This is a genomic window from Amorphus sp. MBR-141, from assembly GCF_053628695.1.
Genome location: NZ_JBRJGW010000002.1, coordinates 282,174 through 298,055, shown reverse-complemented (window position 1 = coordinate 298,055; position 15,882 = coordinate 282,174). Strand labels below are relative to the sequence as shown.

Genomic DNA, 15,882 nt, shown 5'->3' with positions numbered 1-15,882 from the left:
ACGAGAGGGTTGAACGAGGGAGGTCGCCCGTTGTCGCCACTCGATTATGTCGTCCGCCGGACCGCCGCGATGCTGCGGATCTACTGGATGCTGGTCCGCATCATCGTGCCGGTCACCATCGTCACCCATCTCCTCGCCGAGCTCGGCGCGATCGATGCGGTCGCCCCGGCGCTGGCGCCGCTGATGGGCCTCTACGGCCTGCAGCCGGAGTTCGCCCTCGGCGTCCTCACCGGCGCGCTCGTCGGCATCTGGGGCGGACTGGCGGTGCTGTTCACGCTGGTGCCGGCGGCCGCCATCAGCACCGCCGACATCACCGTCTTCTCCACCATGCTGCTGTTCATGCACGCTTTGCCCATCGAGCAGCGGATCGTCCAGAAGGCCGGGCCGTCCTTCACCGTCACCACCGGGCTGCGCATCGTCGGCGGGCTGGCCTACGCGGCGGTCCTGCACGCGGTCTTCGCCGCCACCGGCTGGCTGTCCGAGCCCATCGATCCGGCCTGGATCCCGGTGAACGAGGCGGCCGGGTGGGGGGCGTTCCTCATCGATCTCGGCTGGGGCATGCTGCTGATGCTCGCCATTCTGCTGGCGCTGTCATGGACCGTGGAGATCCTGCGCCTCGTCGGGGCGATGGCCTTCGTGAACCGGGCGCTGGGTCCGCTGTTCCGCCTGGCCGGCCTGTCGCGCGAGGCGACCCATTTCACCGCCGTCGGCCTCGTCCTCGGCATCGCCTTCGGCGGCGGGCTCCTCATCGCCGAGGCGCGGGCCGGCCACGTTCCGCCGCGGCAGGTGTTCCTCTCCTGCGTCTTCATGGGCTTCGCCCACGGGATCATCGAGGACACGCTGGTCGTCGTGGCGGTGGGCGCCGACCTGACCAGCGTGCTGGTCGGGCGCCTCGCCTTCGCGATCGCCGCAACGGCGCTCATCGCGGTCCTGCTCGCCGCCGTCTCCGACCGGGCGTTCGGCCGCTGGCTCTACCGCCTGCAGGGCGGGATACAACATCTCTGACGGCGGGGAGAATTAGATTCAACGACAGAATTAAGACTGCCGAATTAGACTTTAAAACAAGCGTGATTGCGGTCTAGCCACAGAAGGAAGAACACTTGACCCACAAAAAATCCATGCATTCTTAATTTGTTTGATGGGTCAATTTTGATTTCGTATATAGAAATATCAGGACTTATTTCATCCGGAATAGAAAATCGACCCTCGTTAGGGCTTCCCTTATGGAGGTCACAGAGCGGCTTGTAGCGCTTTAGTTTATCCGAGTTCATACTGCGCAATTTCAGCAGCGTGGAGCTAAATTTTTTCAGTTCTATTTTCTGCCAGTCGGAGAAGCATTCGCAGCTTTGCAGATAGTATCTAAGGCTTACTGAAACTTGCGATGAGTCCAGGTGCTTCTTAAGGTCAATCGCGTCAACTACCGGTTCGGATTCAGGAAGCGTTTCCTGTCCGAACAGAGCGCTCTTTTTTCTCTTTTTTGGCTTTTTGGATGCGTTCCGCATAGAAGATCTTTATTTCATTCTTGGGAATTATATTGTTGCAACGTGCTTCTTCTGGAAGGCCTCCCCGAGCTTTTATCCAAGGGGCATGGTTATGGCTAATTCTCTCAAGTTGTTTGGCGCTAAATTTCCCAAAATTCCTGTACACCGCCTCTAGATAATCCTGAATCTCTTCAGCGATTGCAGGGGCCGGTCCAGCGGGGAGGGCCTCCCACCGGTTCGATGAATACTCATGGAATACGGATGTAATTACTGGCCCATGCGCCCAAGCCTCGAAGTCCTCTTCAAAGAGGGGCTTTGAGAAATTTGCAAGGTAGTAAGCCTGTGAGAAATACAGAAGCTTCTGGACCTTCAGGTGCGTCATAGCTTCGCCGGCTTCGCGGTCGACGCGATTGATGAACCATCGTGCAATGTCGATTGGCGGACACAAATCGGTCATAGCGACCTCCCCAAGTTCACAACTTTAAGTGATTTTCCTGATTCGTGTCACCTGTAATGTGAGACGCAGGCGCAATGATGTCAGAACTAGAATGCCCGGGGATATGAGATTTGGCTGCGCAGCTCCTTGGACCCGCGGAAGACGAGCAAGCTAGAAAAGGCGTCTGCCATAACAGCGCTTCATCTCATACGCGGAGACTTGGTCATCGAAAGAGCGAATAAAAGGGCTGCGACCGGTCCCGGTCGCAGCCCATGTTGTCGTCAGTCAGGCGCGGTCGGTCAGACCAGCTCGACGCACATGGCAACGCCCATGCCGCCGCCGATGCACAGCGTCGTCAGGCCCTTCTTGGCGCCGCGGCGCTTCATCTCGTGGATGAGCGTGACGAGGACGCGGTTGCCGGACGCGCCGATCGGGTGGCCGATGGCGATGGCGCCGCCGTTCACGTTCACGATCGAGGTGTCCCAGCCCATGTCCTTGTTGACGGCGCAGGCCTGGGCGGCGAAGGCCTCGTTGGCCTCGACCAGTTCCAGGTCCTCGGGCTTCCAGCCGGCCTTCTCCAGCGCCTTGCGCGAGGCCGGGATCGGGCCGGTGCCCATGATCGACGGGTCGACGCCGGCGGTCGCCCAGGAGACGATGCGCACCAGCGGCTCGATGCCGCGCTTCTCGGCGTCGGAGGCGCGCATGAGCACCACCGCCGAGGCACCGTCGTTGATGCCCGACGCGTTGCCGGCGGTCACGGTGCCTTCCTTGTCGAAGGCCGGGCGCAGCTTGGCGACGGAGTCCAGCGTGGCGCCGTGGCGGATGTACTCGTCGTCCTCCACCACCGTGTCGCCCTTGCGGCCCTTGATGGTGACCGGGACGATCTCGTCCTTGAACTTGCCGGCCTTCTGGGCGGCCTCGGCCTTGTTCTGGGAGCCGACGGCGAACTCGTCCTGCATCTCGCGGGTGATCTGCCACTGGCGGGCGACGTTCTCCGCCGTGCCGCCCATGTGGTAGCCGTTGAAGACGTCCCAGAGGCCGTCCTTGATCATGGTGTCGACCATCTTCAGGTCGCCCATCTTGTGGCCGGCCCTGAGGTGCGCGGCGTGCGGGGCCAGCGTCATGTTCTCCTGGCCGCCGGCGACGATGATGCTGGCGTCGCCGGTGGCGATCTGCTGCATGCCGAGGCAGACGGCGCGCAGGCCGGAGCCGCAGACCTGGTTCAGCGACCAGGCGGTCTTTTCCTTCGGGATGCCGGCGCCCATGGCGGCCTGGCGGGCCGGGTTCATGCCCTGGGCCGCGGTCAGCACCTGGCCGAGGATGACCTCGTCGACCTCGTCGGCGCTGATGCCGGCGCGTTCGATGGCGCCGGTGATCGCGACGGTGCCGAGGTCGGAGGCGGGCGTGTTGGCGAACGCTCCGTTGAAGGCGCCGACCGGCGTGCGTGCGCCGCTGGCGATGACGATCGAGTCCTGGCTCATCGGAGTCCTCCGAGTGTTGGATGGGACGGAATTGCCGGTCGCTGGGGCGCGGCCGCTCTCGTCCTCATATATGGGGAAGAAGTCGGACTTCTAACCTTGAATGGTGGTTGCCGGCCGATAGAGACCCGCCGGGGCGGCGCTGTCAACGCCGGAGCCCGGCCGGTGCCGATCGGCGCGGCGTGCCGAAAAATGCGGTGCGGAAAAACGGGTGTGGCATCGCGGCAAACGAACCCCTATCGTAACCGGAAACCGGGCCGATCGGGTTTGATAGACGTCAATCCCGGCCGGGCGCAAAGGGAGGTCGACGCACCATCATGGCGAAGACAGACAATCCGACCGTCATCAAGAAATACGCCAACCGGCGGCTCTACAACACCGGAACCAGCACCTACGTCACCCTCGAGGACCTGGCCGAGATGGTCAAGGCGGAGGAGGATTTCGTCGTCTTCGACGCCAAGAGCGGCGACGAGATCACCCGCTCGGTGCTCACCCAGATCATCTTCGAGCAGGAGAACAAGGGGCAGAACCTGCTGCCCATCGCGTTCCTGCGGCAGCTGATCGGGTTCTACGGCGATTCCATGCAGAACATCGTGCCGTCCTACCTGGAATATTCCCTGCAATCGTTCGTCCGCGACCAGGAGAAGCTGCGCAAGCAGATGACCTCGAGCTTCGGCGTCAGCCCGTTCGACACCCTCGACGAGCAGGTGCGCCGCAACACCGAGATGTTCGAGAAGGCGATGCGGATGTTCATTCCGTTCGGCGCGGCCGGCGAGGAGGGGACCGAAACCCCCGCCGGCGAGGAGCAGGCGGGCCAGCAGCCGGCCGGCGGTGCCGCGAGCGAGCTCGACGAGATGAAGCGGCAGATGGCCGACATGCAGAAGACCCTCAACGCGCTCACCGGCTTCGCGGCCCCCGGCCGCCCGGCCAAGGGCGGCAAGGGCAGCGGCGGCAAGGGCGGCGGCGAGGGCGGATCGACCCCCTCCGACTGACCGCCGTTCCGGATCCTTTCACCCGACCATTTTCCATGCGCCCCGGAGGCAGCTGATGACCGACCTCACCCTCGACCATGCCCGCACCATCATCGACACCGCGCTCGCCAAGGGCGCCGAGCTGGGCATGAACCCGCTCGGCGTGGTGGTGCTCGATGCCGGCGGCCACCCGGTCGCCCTCGTGCGCCAGGACGGCTCGTCGATGCTCCGCACCGACGTGGCCCAGGGCAAGGCCTACGGGGCGCTGGCCATGGGACGCGGCAGCCGCTTCCTGCACAACGCCGCGCTCGAGCGGCCGCACTTCGTGCAGTCGCTGTCGGGCATCGCCGGCGGCAAGCTGGTGCCGGTGCCGGGTGGGGTGGTGATCAAGGACGAGGCCGGAAAGACGCTCGGCGCCGTCGGCATCTCCGGGGACACTTCGGACAACGACGAGATCTGTGCCGTGGCCGGCATCGAGGCGGCGGGATTCAAGGCGCTGGTCGACTGACGCGTGCGCACTGCGGGTGCGCGCGCTGTGCGCAGCGTGCGCGTGCCAGTTTGGCTGCGCAATCGGCGTTTTTGCGCAGAAGCGCGCAGATTGGTCCCATCGCTGCGCACGCGGTCAGTGCGCAGCGAATCCGACGCCAGAATGTCTCTCGTGGAGGCCAGAAAGTCGCTGGTGGATGTGGTCGGCGGGCGCCGTCTTGCGCCGGGTGAGCAGCGAAATCGCCACGCCGGCCGCCATCTCGATCGTTGCGAGCGCTACTTTGCCGTCAGGATGCCGTAGATCTCATCCTTCAGCGCCAGGCGGCGCTTGCGCATGTCTTCCATATGCGCGTCGCCGGTCGGCTCCACATCGGTTTCGGCGCGATGGATCGCCCGGTTGAGCTCGTGATACTCGTCGGAGAGCTTCGCGTAATGCGCGTTTTCGGCCTTGAGCCGGTGCATCGCATCGGCATGCTCCGGGAATTCTTCCGCCAGCTCATGGGGTGTGTTCGACATTGATCGACGGGCTCCGTTCCGCGGACTCTGGGAGGCCGATCTAGTGATCGGCACTGTTCACTGAAACGACGCGCTTTGTTGCGCCGAGCGAAATGGCCACGCCGGCCATGACGTCGACGATCGCGATCACCGTCAGCAGGAAGAAGATTGAGGTCGCCGCGGCACCCACGGCGAGAAACTCGACGATGTAGACGATCATCACCACCGTGGAGACGATGTGATCGAGCACCAGGCGCCGGTGGAAGCGCGCTGCCTTGATGATCTCCGCGCCGAGCAGGCACACGGCCACCGCCAGGATCAGGTCGGCGAGCGTCGGCGTCCACGGCTGGCCGGAGACCAGCGTGAGCGTAAACAGGCTGCTCTGCCAGATCGGCGAGGTGGCCTCACCGCCGGCAAAGACGAACGCGATCACGTTGTAGAGGATCAGCGGGACGATGGTCAGCGGTATCGCGGAAATCATCCGGGCCTCCGAATCGGTGCCGTCAGGGACGGCTGCCGATATGTGCAGACTGCCCGGGCATCGGGGATGCCGGGCAGGTCCGGTTTGTGCGGGCGGGTCGGGGCGAGACCGGGCTCAGCGCCGACACGCGACCGAATCGGAGGACGCCTACGCGTCGCCCTTCACTTCGAGAACCTGACGACCGCGGTACTTGCCGGTCTTCAAGTCGATGTGATGCGGCCGGCGCAGCTCGCCGGACTCCTTGTCTTCCATGTAGCTCGGCTGCGCGAGCGCATCAGCCGAACGGCGATTGCCCCGCTTCATGCGCGAAGTCTTGCGCTTCGGAACTGCCATCGTCGTCTCCTTCGCGGACAGTGCGGACCAATTAGCTCCGATGCCCCAGACCGAGCCTGGGGTTTGGCAACCGTCCATGCACTTGGATGTTGAGCCGGTGTATATACAAACTGTGCTGCCCGTTGCAAAGCCGGTCACACGGAAAAATCGCGTGGATCCGTGCGGAATCCGCCAGATCGCCCGCGCGCCTCCGTTCCGGGCCCGGAAAACGCCCCCCTTAGGGCCGGACGCGCGGCTCCAGGCAGTAGAAAACCCAGTCCGACCGGCCCACTTCGCGCGTCACCCGGCCGGCCAGCTGCCGGTGCCCGGACGATGGCTTTCCCGGATTGCGGCCGTCCGGATCGGGCAGGGTGGTGGCCATCAGCGCGGCCTCGGCGGCGCTGATCCGGGCGGCCGGCTTGCCGAACGCCCGTTCGGCGCCCGCCTCCACGCCGAACACGCCCGGCGCGAACTCGGCGATGTTCAGGTAGATTTCCAGCAGGCGGTCTTTGGACAGCACGAGATCGAGCCAGAGGGCGATCGGGATCTCCAGCGCCTTGCGCACGTAGGATCGGCCCGGCCACAGGAAGAGGTTCTTGGCGGTCTGCATGGAGATCGTGCTCGCGCCGCGCGTCTCCTCGCCCGCCATGAACCCATCGACGACCTGGGAGAGCTGGGCGGTGTCGACGCCCCAGTGCATACAGTAGCGCGCGTCCTCGGAGACGACGACGGCGCGGATGAGGGGCGCCGACACGGCCTCCAGCGGGACCCAGCTGCGCGCCACCGGCTGACCGGTCAGCCAGCGACCGAGCATCAGGGTCGAGACAGGGTTGATGACGGAGTAGAGCAGCGTCAGGACGAAGGGGAGGGCGGCGAGCGCCAGCAGCACCCAGCCTGCGCGCCGCAGGACGCGGGCGGCCCGCCGTCTCGATCTTCTCGTCCGCTCTGCCACGGGGTCCGTCTCTGCCAAGGTGCCCATCCGGTTGCCGGTTCGCCGCCGATGTGATCGGAACTGCCGCCCGGGTCAACTCACGAACCTGCCGGAAGGTGCCACACGCTCTTGACGGGGCGGCGCGGCGGTCGCAAACGGAACGGGCGCCGAGCTTTCGGGGGCCCCAGCGCCCAGTTGCCGGACCGGCCAGGCAAGAAGGATTTCCGATGACCCCGTTCGAGGCACGTCTCGCGGACGCCGCCGCCGCCACCGAACGCGCGCTCGACGAGTTGCTTCCCACCCGCGAACAGGTGCCCGCGCGGATCGCCGAGGCGGTCCGCTATGCGGCGCTTGGCGGCGGCAAGCGGTTCCGGCCGTTCCTGGTCATCGAATCGGCGCGGCTCCTGGGCGGCGACATCCGCACGGCCCACGCGGTAGCGGCGGCGATCGAATGCGTCCACTGCTACAGCCTCGTCCACGACGACCTGCCGGCCATGGACGACGACGACATGCGCCGCGGCCAGCCGACGGTCCACAAGGCCTACGACGAAGCGACGGCCATCCTTGCCGGCGATGCGCTGCTGACGGTCGCCTTCGAGACGCTCGGATCCGACCGGACCCATCCCGATCCGTCGGTGAGGGCCGATCTCGTCGTCTGCCTGGCGCGCGCCGCCGGCAGCGGCGGCATGGTCGGAGGGCAGATGCTCGATCTTCAGGCCGAGGCTGCGACCGAGGCGCCGACGGAGGGCGGCATCGTCCGCCTGCAGGCCATGAAGACCGGTGCGCTCATCGCGGCGTCGTGCGAAGCGGGCGCGATTCTCTCCCATGCGGAAGAGATGCACCGGGCGCGGCTGCAGCGCTACGGCGAGGCCATCGGCGCGGCATTCCAGCTCGCCGACGACCTGCTCGACGTCGACGGCAGCGAGGCGGACGTCGGCAAGCGGACCGGCAAGGACGCGGCGCGGGGCAAGGCGACCCTGGTGTCGCTGAAGGGCGCCGACTGGGCGCGCAGCCGGCTGCAGCAGCTGGTCGAGGAAGCGGCGGATACGCTCGACATGTACGGCGAAGCGAAGGGCGTGCTCGTCGACGCCGCCCGCTTCGTCGCCAACCGCAAGGCGTGACGGGCCGCAGCCGGTCTGATCCAGATCACGACGAACTCAGGCCTGATCGACCTGAATTCTGAAAGCGCGATCGATTCTCATATCTCAGAGCGGGATGCGGACGGAAAAGCAGTGACCGCTTTTCCTCATCCCGCTCAGCGCCGGTCCTGGATCTTGATGATGTAGCTCTTCCAGGGCGCCGGCTCGGCCACGCGCTCGTAGAGGCCGATGGCGGCGGTATTGGACGTCGGCACCAGCCAGCGCAGGTGCGCCCATTCCCGGGTCTTGCCGATCTCTTCGAGCGCGTCGATCATCTTGCGGGCGACGCCGTGGTCGCGGGCTTCCGGGATGACGTAGAGATCGTCGAGCTGGCCGGCCCGGTGCCCGGTGATCGTCTCCGGAAGGTCGAAGAAGATGGCGAACCCGACGAGCTGGCCATCGAGGCGGGCGCCCAGAAGCTCGGCCGTCGGGTCGGCGAGCAGCAGCTCCGCATAATATTCGTCGGGACGGCGGGGCGCGCCGCGGCGCATTTCCTGCGCATAGGCTGCGATCAGGGGCGCGAGCTGGTGGGCCGATTCCTGTCCGATGGTGCCGATCTGAAGGTCCATGGCTCTCCTTTCGGATGGCGGCCGCAGGGCGTTGCGGCGCGCGATCGTCGTTCTGGTCAGCCCGTCGGATTGCACAGATCGACCGGCGATGGCCAGTCTTAATCGGGAACCGGGTCCCGCGGCCGGCGTTCGCTACGGCTGGCCCCAACCTGAACCGAGCCTAAACGTCGGGCTCAGTTCGCGTTCAGCGGCCGGTCGCTAGCTTCTCCATCGTGAGCGGCAGGATGACAGCCGCGAACGACAGGAGAAGAGACATGTTTCGCAAGTCCATGATCGCACTGGCCACCGTCGCAACGCTCGGTGCGGCTTCCGTCGTTCCCGCCACCGCCGGGCCGACGTACGGCCATGACGCCCGGACGGGCTCCGTCCAGGTCTACGACAGCCGCAACGGCCACCACGACGCCCGCGACGTAGGCCGCAACTACCAGGTCCAGAAGCACAATCAGCACGCAAAGCCGCAGAAGGTCTGCAGCGTCCAAAAGGTGCGCACCGTCCAGTGGACCAAGCACGGCAAGGTGGTTCGCCTCGTCCCGAAGACCGATTGCCACTACGTCAACTACCGCCCGCGCTGACCGTCTCCGCCGTCCGGAGGACGGGCCGCCCGGTCGGCGACTGCCGCACAACGAAAAAGCCGCTCCGAGATCCATCGGAGCGGCTTTTTTTGCGTTCGCAGCGCGCGCTCGGCGTGCGGCCGCGGCCACGCCGCTCGTGTGAGGGGGGCCAAGAAGCCCGGTACGCCGGCAAGGGGCTCCGAGCAGCTCGCAGTCGAATGGGGAACGGTGTCCCTGTTGCTTCCGATCGTGAGATCCGAGCGGCAGACGGGTCGAAAGGGCCGCGGACTGACGCGCCAACCGGCCCTTGCGCGCCGATGGGATGGACCTTCCGCAACATGAACCGCCGATAAACGCAGGGCTCAGGTTGGGTTCAGCGGGTGCCCTCTACCTTCATGAGCGTTGGCGGCAAGCGAGGCCGCCGCGCTCAGAGGAGAAGAGAGATGTTCAATCGCAAGACCTTCATCGCTGTTGCCACCGTCGCCGCCATCGGCGTTGGCTCCGTCGTCCCCGCCGCAGCGGTGGGCCCGACCCCTGCCGGCGCAGCTGCCGCGGCCCAGGCCGGCACGTCGCCGATCGTTCAGGTTCGCGACCGCTATGACCACAACGACCGCAACGACCGGGGCAGGCACTATCGGCGTGGCCACAACGACCATCGCGGTCACGGCTACCAGCGCGGCTACCGCCGGGGACAGATCTGCCAGGTGCGCCCGATGCGGGTGGTCCAGTGGACGCCGCGCGGCAAGGTCGTCCGCGTCATCCGCCAGCAGACCTGCTTCTTCGGCGGCGGCCGCCACTGGCGCTGACCATCGCCTCGGATGATGGACCCGGAACGGAAAGAGCCGCGTCGCGGGGATCGCGACGCGGCTCTTTCGATAGTCGGTGTACGCAGGCTGGCCGGTCTGCGGAGGCCTGGATCAGCTCCGCCGGAACTCGCGGATGTCGACGAATCGGCCGGCGATCGCGGCGGCCGCGGCCATGGCCGGCGACACCAGATGGGTGCGCCCGCGGAAGCCCTGGCGGCCTTCGAAGTTGCGGTTCGAGGTCGAGGCGCAGCGCTCGCCCGGCTGAAGCCGGTCGGCGTTCATGGCCAGGCACATCGAACAGCCCGGCTCGCGCCATTCGAAGCCGGCGGCAATGAAGATCTTGTCCAGACCCTCGGCTTCCGCCTGCTCTTTCACGAGGCCGGAGCCCGGCACGATCAGCGCGCCGACGCTTTCGTGGACCTTGCGGCCCTCGACGACCTTGGCGACGGCCCGGAGGTCCTCGATGCGGCCGTTGGTGCAGGAGCCGATGAACGCCTTGTCGATGGTGATGTCGGTGATCTTCGTGCCCGGCACCAGGCCCATGTAGTCGAGCGCACGTTCCATGGCGCGCCGCTTGCCTTCGTTCGGCGCATCGGCCGGATCGGGCACGCTGCCCTCGATGGACACGACGGCGTCCGGGGAGGTGCCCCAGGTGACGATGGGCGGCAGGTTGGCGACGTCGAGGCGGATCTCGCTGTCGAAGTGGGCGCCCTCGTCGCTCGGCAGCGATTCCCAGTAGGCGCGGGCGCTGTCGAATGTCGCGTCCTTCGGGGCGCGGTTGCGATCCCGGATATAGGCGTAGGTCGTCTCGTCCGGGGCGATCATGCCGGCGCGGGCGCCACCCTCGATCGACATGTTGCAGACGGTCATCCGGCCTTCCATGGACAGCGCGCGGATCGCCTCGCCGGCATATTCGATCACGTGACCGGTGCCGCCGGCGGTGCCGATGGTGCCGATGATCGACAGGATGATGTCCTTCGCGGTCACGTCGTCGGGCAGTGTCCCGTCGACGGTGACGCGCATGTTCTTCGCCTTGCGCTGCAGGAGCGTCTGCGTGGCGAGCACGTGCTCGACCTCGCTGGTGCCGATGCCGTGCGCCAGCGCGCCGAAGGCGCCGTGGGTCGAGGTGTGGCTGTCGCCGCAGACGATGGTCATGCCGGGCAGGGTGAAGCCCTGCTCGGGGCCGACGATGTGGACGATGCCCTGGCGCGGATCGAGCTCGTTGTAATACTCGATGCCGAATTCCGAGGCGTTCTCGCCCAGCGTCGCCACCTGCAGCGCCGACTCTGGATCCTCGATGCCGTGGCTCCGGTCGGTCGTCGGCACGTTGTGGTCGACGACGGCGAGGGTGCGCGACGGCGCGCGGACCTTGCGGCCGGTGAGGCGGAGGCCTTCGAAGGCCTGGGGGCTGGTGACTTCGTGAACCAGGTGCCGGTCGATGTAGAGGAGGGTGGTCCCGTCCTCCTGCCGATCGACCACGTGGTCGTCCCAGATCTTGTCGTAGAGTGTGCGGGGCTTCGTCATGGCACTTACTTCGGTCGGTTGACGCGGAAAGGCAAGTTCAGGCGCAGGCGGACGGCGAAAAAAGATGCACGCGCATGCATCGCGCGCGCCTCATTCGACGCTCGCCGACGGATGCGTGAGGAGCGCGTAGAGGGCCGCCGGATCGCGCGAGGCGCGCAGCTTGGTGGCGGTTTCGCCGTCGCGCAGAACCCGGGCGATGCGCGCCAGCGCCTTCAGGTGATCCGCGCCGGCACCCTCCGGCGCGAGCAGCAGGAACACCAGGTCGACCGGCTCGTCGTCAAGCGCGTCGAAGTCGACCGGACGGTCGAGGCGGGCGAACACGCCGACGATCTTGTTGAGCGGCACCAGCTTGCCGTGCGGAATCGCGATGCCATCGCCGATGCCCGTCGAGCCGAGGCGCTCGCGGTGCAGGAGCGTGTCGAATATCTCCCGCTCCGGATGCCCGGTAAGCGTGGCGGCCTTGGCGGCGAGCTCCTGCAGAACCTGCTTCTTGCTCTGCGCCCTCAAGGCGGGGACGACTCCCTCTAGGCTCAGGAGGTCGTTGAGTTCCATGACGAATTCCCGTTCGGGTCCGTAGCGGAGGCGCTCAGGCGAAATGGCTTGGCTGCGGCTGCTACGAGGCCGGGCTCGCTCCGAGGGTCAGTTGCCCCGGGCGCCGGCCTGGAAGGCCGGGTCGATCCAGCCGATGTTCCCGTCGGTGCGCCGGTAGACGACATTGATGGTGCCGTTCGCAGCGCTCTTGAACACCACGACGGGGGCTTCGGTCAGGTCGAGATCCAGAACGGCCATGCCGACCGTCATCGTGCGGATGTGGGTGGCGGTCTCGGCGACGACGACCGGCGCGTAGTCGAGCGGCACTTCCTCTTCGTCGTCGGGGGTCTCGAGCACGAAGGCCGACGCCTGGAACGCTTCCTCGGCGCCCGGCTGGGGCTGGTGCGACTTCAGGCGGCGCTTGTAGCGGCGCAGGCGCTTCTCGACGCGCTCGGCGGCCTGGTCGAAGCTCGCCGTCGCATCGGTCGCCTGGGCGGAGGTCTTCAGCACGACACCCGTGTCGAGGTGCACCGAGCAGTCGGTCTTGAAGCCGTGACCCTCGGGCTCGACGACGATCTGGCCGCTGTAACCACCGTCGAAATATTTCCGCACCGCCTCGTCGACACGCTCTTGGATGCGTTCGCGCAGCGCAGTGCCGATATCCATGTTCTTGCCGGAAATCTTCAACATGTTGGGTATCGGTCGCAGGATCGAGGACGGGCTCGGTGGACCCCTATTTGGTCGCAGTCTGACCGGTGCGGCAAGGGGGAAGGCGCGCCCGGCCCGGCGAGGCCACCCTGAGGGCGACGCTCGGAAAGCCGCGCGGTTCTACGAGTGCGCCGGAACGCTGTCAACGCTGCACCGGCGCGAGCGGCACGCTTAGGGTCGTCCCGGAGGCGTCCGCCTCAACCGGAACGGGCCGCGCCGTGCGCTGCGCGTGCTGCTTTTCGCGCCGCCGCTGGACCGAGGAGGGGATGTGCATCGCCTCGCGGTATTTCGCCACCGTCCGCCGGGCGATTTCGACGCCGTCCTCGTTGAGCTGCTTCACGATGGCGTCGTCCGACAGCACCGTGTCCGCGCACTCGGCATCGATCATCCGCCGGATCCGGTGGCGCACCGAGGCGGCCGAGTGGGCCTCGGCGCCGTAGGTGGCGGCGATCGCGGCGGAAAAGAACGTCTTCAGTTCGAACAGGCCGCGCGGACAGGCGAGATACTTGTTGGAGGTGACCCGGCTGACCGTCGATTCGTGGATGCCGATCTCGTCGGCGACCATCTTCAGCGTCATCGGCTTCAGGTGGGAGACGCCGTGCTCCATGAAGCCGCGCTGCTGCTCGACGATGACGGCGGCGACCTTGAGGATGGTGCTGGCGCGCTGGTCGAGGCTCTTCACCAGCCAGTTGGCGGCCTGCAGGCGCTCGTTGAGGTAGCTCTTGTCGCCGGGGTTACGGGAGGCCCGCACGGCGGTGGTGTAGACGCCGCGGTTGACGAGGACGCGGGGCAGCGTGTCGCTGTTGAGCTCGATCCGGAAGCCGCCGTCGGCATCGGGGGTGACCAGCACGTCGGGTACGACGGCGCGCACCGGCTCCACGTCGAAGCGCAGCCCGGGACGGGGATCGAGGGCCTTCAGCGCGTTCAGCATGTCGGCGAGCCGGCCGGACGACACCCCGCAGACGCGTTCCAGGGAAGGGAAGTCGCGCCGCGCCACCAGCTCCAGATTGGCGAGCAGCCGGCTCATCGCCGGGTCGAGCGTGCCGGCCTCGGCGAGCTGCAGGGACAGGCATTCGGTGAGGTCGCCGGCGAACACGCCGGCCGGATCAAGGGCCTGGCAGCGAGTGATCACCTGGTCGAGGAAGGGGGCGGCGACGCCGAGCCGCCGGCCCAGCTCGGCGCGGTCGTCGCGCAGGTAGCCGGCCGGATCCAGGCAGTCGACGAGATAGAGCGCCACGACGCGGGCCGGCCCGGGCTCGAAGCCCAGGGAGATCTGCTCGATCAGGTGGTCGCGCAGCGTCGCCGTGCGGCTGTCGGACGGCTCGAAGGGGTCGTCCGGCCGGTTGCCGCCTGCGCCGACCGAGCGCCAGGGGTCGGTGGCGTAGGCATCTTGGGAGGCGTCGGCGACGGCCGGCGCGTCGGGATCGAGGGCACTCGGCGGGGCGTCGAGATCGGCGGGGTCGGCGGCGTCGTAGCGATCGGCGGACGGGGCGTCGCCGTCGTCGGCCTCCGGGCCGGCGTCGCGGACCGTCTCGGCGTGCGTGAAGTCGGGACCGTCGTCGTCGGTCTCGACGCGCTCGAGCAACGGATTTTCCTCGATTTCCTTGTCGATGACCGCCGACAGTTCGAGATTGGTCAGCTGCAGCAGCTTGATGGCCTGCATCAGCTGCGGGGTCATGATCAGGGTCTGCGTTGGCCGCAGATCAAGGCGTGGCGCGAGACTGATCGGCACGGGCGGCCGCCATTGTTGGTTGTTGGTCCAATTCTTGCGTAGTCGCACCCGAAAGGGGTAACGCCTTGCCGCGCCGAATCAAAGGGTAAATTGCTCGCCGAGATAGAGTCGGCGCACGTCGGGGTGCGCCACGACTTCGGCGGGGCTGCCGTGGGTGAGCATTTCGCCGGACGCGATGATGTAGGCCCGGTCGATCAGGCCGAGCGTCTCGCGGACGTTGTGATCGGTGATCAGCACGCCGATTCCGCGCTTGGTCAGGTGGCGGACGAGATCCTGGATGTCGCCGACGGCGATCGGGTCGATGCCCGCAAACGGCTCGTCGAGCAGCATGAAGGACGGCCGGCTGGCGAGCGCCCGGGCGATTTCGCAGCGCCGCCGCTCGCCGCCCGACAGCGCGGTGGCGGGGGCATCGCGCAGATGGGTGATGCCGAACTCCGACAGCAGGCTTTCCAGCTCGGCCCGCCGCTTCTTGCGGTCGCTCTCCACCACCTCCAGCACCGACATGATGTTGTTGGCGACGGTCAGGCCGCGGAAGATCGAGGCTTCCTGGGGCAGGTAGCCGATGCCGAGGCGGGCACGGCGGTACATCGGCAGTTCGGTGATGTCGAAGCCGTCGAGGCTGATCTTGCCGGCGTCGGGACGGATCAGCCCGGTGATCATGTAGAAGACGGTGGTCTTGCCGGCACCGTTGGGGCCGAGCAGGCCGACGGCCTCGCCGCGGTTGACAGAGATCGAGATGCCGTGCGCGACGGTGCGGCGCCGGTAGGCCTTGGCGATGCCATGCACCGCGAGCACGCCGTCCTCGGGCCGGGCGTCGAAATCCTGGCGGGAGGCCGACGGAGCGTCGGCGGGCCTGGCGCGCCTCGGCCGGACGGGCCGCCGCGGTGCCGCGGCGCCCTCCTCGGCCCGCGGATCCGCGGTGATCGGCCGCGCGGGTCGGGGACGACGGGGCGGCTCCTGGCGGTTCACGTGGCGGGCTCCGAGTCTGGTGTCATTCCAATCCTGTTAGTTCATCCCGCGCCGTAATGAAAACACCCAATGGCGTTTCGTCCCGCAATCGGGAGATTAGGTGGCGCAGGCGCCGGCCTTCCGCGCGTCCGCAACGACCGGCTGACGGTCCAATATGGGAGCTCTTCCCCCGGGCGCCCACCCTTTGACGTCGTCAAGTGCGGGCAGATGTCGACCGGTTCTGCGGCGAAAGCGCGACGGCGGCGCGATTTTCGACTTGATCGCCCGCGCTGTGGTTGGCAG

18 protein-coding genes are annotated in these 15,882 nt (G+C 66.9%); 6 read left to right on the top strand and 12 right to left on the bottom strand.

Going from position 1 to position 15,882, the window contains the following annotated elements; genetic code table 11:
• Positions 1-30 precede the first annotated feature (30 nt).
• Complete coding sequence (locus tag ACSSVZ_RS03905; RefSeq protein WP_453968413.1) at positions 31-1,005, top strand: nucleoside recognition protein; 975 nt, start codon at positions 31-33, stop codon at positions 1,003-1,005.
• 426 nt (positions 1,006-1,431) lie between these two features.
• On the opposite strand, the gene ACSSVZ_RS03900 is transcribed toward ACSSVZ_RS03905, so the two are convergent.
• Both ACSSVZ_RS03900 and ACSSVZ_RS03895 read right to left on the bottom strand, forming a co-directional pair.
• Entirely contained in the window at positions 1,432-1,938 is a 507-nt protein-coding gene (locus tag ACSSVZ_RS03900; RefSeq protein WP_453968412.1) for a Panacea domain-containing protein, read from the bottom strand.
• Positions 1,939-2,216: 278 nt separating this feature from the next.
• Entirely contained in the window at positions 2,217-3,398 is a 1,182-nt protein-coding gene (locus ACSSVZ_RS03895) for an acetyl-CoA C-acetyltransferase (RefSeq protein ID WP_453968411.1), read from the bottom strand.
• A gap of 314 nt (positions 3,399-3,712) precedes the next feature.
• Between ACSSVZ_RS03895 and phaR the strand changes: the two genes are divergently transcribed.
• Both phaR and ACSSVZ_RS03885 read left to right on the top strand, forming a co-directional pair.
• Positions 3,713-4,387, top strand: a complete 675-nt coding sequence (gene phaR / locus ACSSVZ_RS03890) for a polyhydroxyalkanoate synthesis repressor PhaR (RefSeq protein ID WP_453968410.1) — start codon at positions 3,713-3,715, stop codon at positions 4,385-4,387.
• 55 nt (positions 4,388-4,442) lie between these two features.
• A complete protein-coding gene (locus ACSSVZ_RS03885) occupies positions 4,443-4,874 on the top strand; it encodes a GlcG/HbpS family heme-binding protein (protein ID WP_453968408.1) in 432 nt (143 codons plus the stop codon).
• A gap of 254 nt (positions 4,875-5,128) precedes the next feature.
• Here ACSSVZ_RS03885 and ACSSVZ_RS03880 read toward each other — a convergent pair whose 3' ends face one another.
• The 4 genes from ACSSVZ_RS03880 to ACSSVZ_RS03865 all read right to left on the bottom strand — a co-directional run bounded on the left by ACSSVZ_RS03880 (position 5,129) and on the right by ACSSVZ_RS03865 (position 7,092).
• Positions 5,129-5,368: a YdcH family protein gene (locus ACSSVZ_RS03880; protein WP_453968406.1), complete on the bottom strand. Its 240-nt coding sequence runs from the start codon at positions 5,366-5,368 to the stop codon at positions 5,129-5,131.
• A 40-nt stretch (positions 5,369-5,408) separates the two neighbouring features.
• Positions 5,409-5,828, bottom strand: a complete 420-nt coding sequence (locus ACSSVZ_RS03875) for a hypothetical protein (RefSeq protein WP_453968404.1) — start codon at positions 5,826-5,828, stop codon at positions 5,409-5,411.
• Between the two features lie 147 nt (positions 5,829-5,975).
• The gene (gene rpmF / locus ACSSVZ_RS03870; RefSeq protein WP_453960665.1) at positions 5,976-6,161 is read right to left on the bottom strand and encodes a 50S ribosomal protein L32; all 186 of its coding nucleotides are present in this window, start codon (positions 6,159-6,161) and stop codon (positions 5,976-5,978) included.
• A gap of 217 nt (positions 6,162-6,378) precedes the next feature.
• Entirely contained in the window at positions 6,379-7,092 is a 714-nt protein-coding gene (locus tag ACSSVZ_RS03865; RefSeq protein WP_453968403.1) for a transglycosylase domain-containing protein, read from the bottom strand.
• Between the two features lie 206 nt (positions 7,093-7,298).
• On the opposite strand from ACSSVZ_RS03865, the gene ACSSVZ_RS03860 reads away from it, so the two are divergent.
• Positions 7,299-8,192, top strand: a complete 894-nt coding sequence (locus ACSSVZ_RS03860; protein WP_453968402.1) for a polyprenyl synthetase family protein — start codon at positions 7,299-7,301, stop codon at positions 8,190-8,192.
• 134 nt (positions 8,193-8,326) lie between these two features.
• Here ACSSVZ_RS03860 and ACSSVZ_RS03855 read toward each other — a convergent pair whose 3' ends face one another.
• Positions 8,327-8,779 carry a GNAT family N-acetyltransferase gene (locus ACSSVZ_RS03855; protein WP_453968401.1) on the bottom strand — a complete coding sequence of 151 codons (453 nt, stop codon included), beginning with the start codon at positions 8,777-8,779 and terminating at the stop codon, positions 8,327-8,329.
• A 254-nt stretch (positions 8,780-9,033) separates the two neighbouring features.
• Between ACSSVZ_RS03855 and ACSSVZ_RS03850 the strand changes: the two genes are divergently transcribed.
• Both ACSSVZ_RS03850 and ACSSVZ_RS03845 read left to right on the top strand, forming a co-directional pair.
• Positions 9,034-9,351, top strand: coding sequence for a hypothetical protein (locus ACSSVZ_RS03850; RefSeq protein ID WP_453968400.1), 318 nt, complete (start codon positions 9,034-9,036; stop codon positions 9,349-9,351).
• A 422-nt stretch (positions 9,352-9,773) separates the two neighbouring features.
• A complete protein-coding gene (locus tag ACSSVZ_RS03845) occupies positions 9,774-10,136 on the top strand; it encodes a hypothetical protein (protein WP_453968399.1) in 363 nt (120 codons plus the stop codon).
• Between the two features lie 111 nt (positions 10,137-10,247).
• Here the strand turns inward: ACSSVZ_RS03845 and leuC are convergent, their stop codons facing one another.
• The 5 genes from leuC to lptB form a co-directional block, all read right to left on the bottom strand.
• The gene (gene leuC / locus ACSSVZ_RS03840; protein WP_453968398.1) at positions 10,248-11,660 is read right to left on the bottom strand and encodes a 3-isopropylmalate dehydratase large subunit; all 1,413 of its coding nucleotides are present in this window, start codon (positions 11,658-11,660) and stop codon (positions 10,248-10,250) included.
• Positions 11,661-11,750: 90 nt separating this feature from the next.
• Positions 11,751-12,212: a PTS IIA-like nitrogen regulatory protein PtsN gene (gene ptsN, locus ACSSVZ_RS03835; protein ID WP_453968397.1), complete on the bottom strand. Its 462-nt coding sequence runs from the start codon at positions 12,210-12,212 to the stop codon at positions 11,751-11,753.
• 87 nt (positions 12,213-12,299) lie between these two features.
• Positions 12,300-12,881 (bottom strand): ribosome hibernation-promoting factor, HPF/YfiA family, encoded by a 582-nt coding sequence (gene hpf, locus ACSSVZ_RS03830; protein WP_453968396.1) that lies wholly within the window; start codon positions 12,879-12,881, stop codon positions 12,300-12,302.
• 160 nt (positions 12,882-13,041) lie between these two features.
• Positions 13,042-14,631 carry an RNA polymerase factor sigma-54 gene (rpoN, locus tag ACSSVZ_RS03825; RefSeq protein WP_453968395.1) on the bottom strand — a complete coding sequence of 530 codons (1,590 nt, stop codon included), beginning with the start codon at positions 14,629-14,631 and terminating at the stop codon, positions 13,042-13,044.
• Positions 14,632-14,709: 78 nt separating this feature from the next.
• Positions 14,710-15,600, bottom strand: coding sequence for an LPS export ABC transporter ATP-binding protein (gene lptB, locus ACSSVZ_RS03820; RefSeq protein ID WP_453968394.1), 891 nt, complete (start codon positions 15,598-15,600; stop codon positions 14,710-14,712).
• Between the last annotated feature and the right edge of the window lie 282 nt (positions 15,601-15,882).

Bases quoted from the DNA above. Each gene is read 5' to 3' on its own strand.
- ACSSVZ_RS03900 (WP_453968412.1), bottom strand. From the start codon at position 1,938: ATGACCGATTTGTGTCCGCCAATCGACATTGCACGATGGTTCATCAAT.
- ACSSVZ_RS03895 (WP_453968411.1), bottom strand. From the start codon at position 3,398: ATGAGCCAGGACTCGATCGTCATCGCCAGCGGCGCACGCACGCCGGTC.
- phaR (WP_453968410.1), top strand. From the start codon at position 3,713: ATGGCGAAGACAGACAATCCGACCGTCATCAAGAAATACGCCAACCGG.
- ACSSVZ_RS03885 (WP_453968408.1), top strand. From the start codon at position 4,443: ATGACCGACCTCACCCTCGACCATGCCCGCACCATCATCGACACCGCG.
- ACSSVZ_RS03880 (WP_453968406.1), bottom strand. From the start codon at position 5,368: ATGTCGAACACACCCCATGAGCTGGCGGAAGAATTCCCGGAGCATGCC.
- ACSSVZ_RS03875 (WP_453968404.1), bottom strand. From the start codon at position 5,828: ATGATTTCCGCGATACCGCTGACCATCGTCCCGCTGATCCTCTACAAC.
- rpmF (WP_453960665.1), bottom strand. From the start codon at position 6,161: ATGGCAGTTCCGAAGCGCAAGACTTCGCGCATGAAGCGGGGCAATCGC.
- ACSSVZ_RS03860 (WP_453968402.1), top strand. From the start codon at position 7,299: ATGACCCCGTTCGAGGCACGTCTCGCGGACGCCGCCGCCGCCACCGAA.
- ACSSVZ_RS03855 (WP_453968401.1), bottom strand. From the start codon at position 8,779: ATGGACCTTCAGATCGGCACCATCGGACAGGAATCGGCCCACCAGCTC.
- ACSSVZ_RS03850 (WP_453968400.1), top strand. From the start codon at position 9,034: ATGTTTCGCAAGTCCATGATCGCACTGGCCACCGTCGCAACGCTCGGT.
- ACSSVZ_RS03845 (WP_453968399.1), top strand. From the start codon at position 9,774: ATGTTCAATCGCAAGACCTTCATCGCTGTTGCCACCGTCGCCGCCATC.
- leuC (WP_453968398.1), bottom strand. From the start codon at position 11,660: ATGACGAAGCCCCGCACACTCTACGACAAGATCTGGGACGACCACGTG.
- ptsN (WP_453968397.1), bottom strand. From the start codon at position 12,212: ATGGAACTCAACGACCTCCTGAGCCTAGAGGGAGTCGTCCCCGCCTTG.
- hpf (WP_453968396.1), bottom strand. From the start codon at position 12,881: ATGTTGAAGATTTCCGGCAAGAACATGGATATCGGCACTGCGCTGCGC.